The sequence below is a fragment of the Mycobacterium sp. NGS34 genome, assembly GCF_059812845.1.
The window spans coordinates 1-2,990 of the sequence record NZ_JCALDM010000043.1 but is presented as its reverse complement, the minus strand read 5'-3'; the positions used below and the strand labels follow the sequence as shown (position 1 = coordinate 2,990).

Genomic DNA, 2,990 nt, shown 5'->3' with positions numbered 1-2,990 from the left:
CCGATCTGAAGGCCCGGCCAGTGTGAGCCCCGCCCGGCACCGATCTCAGACCCAGAACCGGCCGCAGCCGAGGGCTTCCACGATGGGGACCGCTTCTTCCTCCGCCCCCTCTGGCGGGGCCAGCCAGTGGCCCGTGGAAGGGGGAGCGGAATCAGGGGTAGAATCCACCCCGCGGGAGGACCGCCATGCCCCAATGCGGGCCGCCCTGCGGCTGTCGCCCGCCGAAGGATCCCGCGCTTGTGCGTCATCCGGCGCCTGCGCCGGGCCGGCCCGGCGCGCTGAGCGCAACCGGCACACCAGCCCGGGCAACAATTCCCTCAACCGGGTTCGTCCGGGGAGGACGGAGCCACGGGCGCCGCGATCTCTTTCACGGGCACATCACGCCCAGCCGAAAACCGCCGCTGTCTTCGGCCCCTCTCCCAGAGCCCACCGTGGTCGCCGGAAACCGGACACGAACAGGGGGGCCACTTCAAGAGATACAGGCCAGTTTGTCCGCGATCGCGGTGTTCGACTCGCACGCCGAAGCCAGCAGCACGATCTGGGCGCGCTGCGCCAATCCGGCACGGACTCGAAGACCCCGTCAAGCGGGATAGTTCCCCAGGATCACCATCAACGACGCGTCGCATAGCTGGCGCTGCGACGGCCTGCGTAGTCCGCCAGGATTCGAACGAAGTCCTCGGTTCGCTCCGCGAAGACGTTGTGGCCCGCGGTTCCCAGGATGTGCAGGCTCGTGGTCTCCGAGACGAGGGCGAGCTTCTGGTAGAAGGCGATGCCCAGGTCAACCGGCGCCGAGCGATCGTCGCGGCCCCAGACGACTTCGACGGGAATATTGACCTCGCCGGCGAAGAGGCGAGCGCGGATGTCGTCCTTCGCCGCCTGAAGACTCGGCTCCCAGTATTTCTTCTCAACCATCGGGTAGGTCTTGAGGGCGTTCTGGTGGTTCTCCTTGACGTACTTAGCGGCGGCCGCATTGATTTGTTCCTGCGGCACCGGGGTCACGTACAGCGCACGGAAGTAGGCTCCGCAGATCTCCTCCGGAGACGCGTCCGCCGGAAGCGAACGCGTGATCGCGTCGTAGAACTCAACGTCGCGGAACTTAGCGTCGGTGCCAGCGAGCGTCGCGCTCGACACGATGAAGAGACCTTTGGTCGACTCCGGCATGTCAAGAGCGAGCTTGCTCGCCAGCAGGCCACCGCGCGAGTGCCCGACCAGAATCATGTCCTCGAGTCCCAGAGCGTCGATGAAGCCCCTGGCGTGCTTGACCACCGCATCGAACGTCCACTCGGCATGCGTCGGCGCGAGGTCAGTCTCTCCCTGCCCCAGCTTGTCGAAGGTCACGACGCGGAAGCCCTTGTCGACCAGAGGAGCGATGACGGGAGCCCAACCATCCCCGCCGCCCGGCATGCTCATACCCGAGTGGCCACCGTGGATCAGGAGGATGACCGGACCCTCGCCCTGATCGATATAGCGCGTCCTGATTCCGCCGACGGATATGTAGTTCACGGACAGGTCTGTGTTCAACTCAAGCCTCCTGATCAAAGCAACTGGCTCGCCTATGGGGCGAGTATCTGCCATTTCTGTCACACAGAGAAGCCTTCTGTCAAGAGGGATCCGTGATTCAACGCCGGTGACAAGTTGAACGCCCGCGATCGCCGTCGACATCCCGGTCGTCGGTTGACGCTCGTTGTGCGCCAGCTGCTGATGGGGCCCGCCGAGCCCATCCCGATTGGTACGCCTTGGTTGACGTGAATACACGCCGATACAACAGCAACCACAACCGGCTGGCTGCCAGGCGCCATACCAACATCCGTGCGCCTACTCGACATTGGCTCTCCACGGCTCCACTGGGCCGCCTGGCCAGCGTCAACGCGATCGAGTAGGCGGGCGACCGCCACGAGCTGCGAAGCCCGGATTGAGCGGAACCATTGACGAACGACGAGCGAGTGGATAGCACCCATCAGAGTCACTCTCTGCCTAACAGAGGGCAGTGGCCCACAGGCCATCATGCTCCAACTGGAATGCAGCGCCAGGTCAATCTCCCCCAGGAAGAGAGATTGACCTTCGACGTGAAAATGCTCTCGAGCGAGACAAAAAGCTTCTGCGACGCGACATGCCGTCGCGTGTTCGACACAACTTCGCTTCAAGTGGTCGGATGCATCAGTGATCGCGAATTAGACACATGGAGAAGTTCGACATTCTCACCCTCCGCCTATTAGAGAAGGAAGACTGACCAATGAAACAAACACTGTCCAAATTCGAGTCTGAGTCGGTACGTACCCACTCTCGCCGTGCCGCCATCGCCGCCGCAGCCGGTAATGTCTTGGAGGGTTATGACATCGGGATTTATGGCTATTCGGCGGTTATCCTCGCCAAGCTCTTCTTTTCTGACAACGGAACCGGCGCGTTGATCTTAACCTTTGCCGTCTTCGCCTCCGGCTACCTCACGAAGCCACTGGGCGCCGTGCTGTTTGGCCACATTGGAGACCGTTACGGCCGGCGCTTGGCTCTCGTTACTTCAGTCCTGCTCATCGGTATTTGCACGGTACTTATTGGTGTGCTGCCAACCCAGGCCTCCATCGGAATTTCTGCGCCTATCCTACTTACAATTCTCCGCCTGCTCCAGGGCATCGCAGCTGGAGGCGAATCATCTGGCTCGGCCATCTTTATGGTTGAGTCGGCCCCGCCCGCGCACCGCGGCCTCTACGGAAGCTGGCAGCAGGTAAGTACAGCTGGAGGTCTATTGCTTAGCTCGGGAGCGATTGGTGTCCTGTCAGCCGTATTCACTCAGGAAGAAATTTTCGTTTGGGCATGGAGGATCCCCTTCCTTCTCGCCATATTCACAACTCTCGGAGCCCTGTGGCTGCGCCTCGGAGTCGAGGAGACCCCCACGTTTGAGGCACTCGAAAAGAGTGATGCAGTTGTGCACAACCCATTGATGGTTAGCATCAAAAAATTCTGGAGAGAGATAGTCGTGACCATCGGGGTCGCGA

The 2,990-nt window shown here is 61.6% G+C and carries 2 protein-coding genes; one reads left to right on the top strand and one right to left on the bottom strand.

Annotated elements, in window-relative coordinates; genetic code table 11:
• Positions 1 to 609: 609 nt before the first annotated feature.
• A complete protein-coding gene (locus tag AC5Y7V_RS31250) occupies positions 610 to 1,521 on the bottom strand; it encodes an alpha/beta fold hydrolase (protein ID WP_157894438.1) in 912 nt (303 codons plus the stop codon).
• Positions 1,522 to 2,233: 712 nt separating this feature from the next.
• Here AC5Y7V_RS31250 and AC5Y7V_RS31245 point away from each other — a divergent pair.
• Positions 2,234 to 2,990, top strand: a 757-nt coding sequence (locus AC5Y7V_RS31245; RefSeq protein WP_139361186.1) for an MFS transporter, incomplete at its 3' end; no start/stop codon positions are given.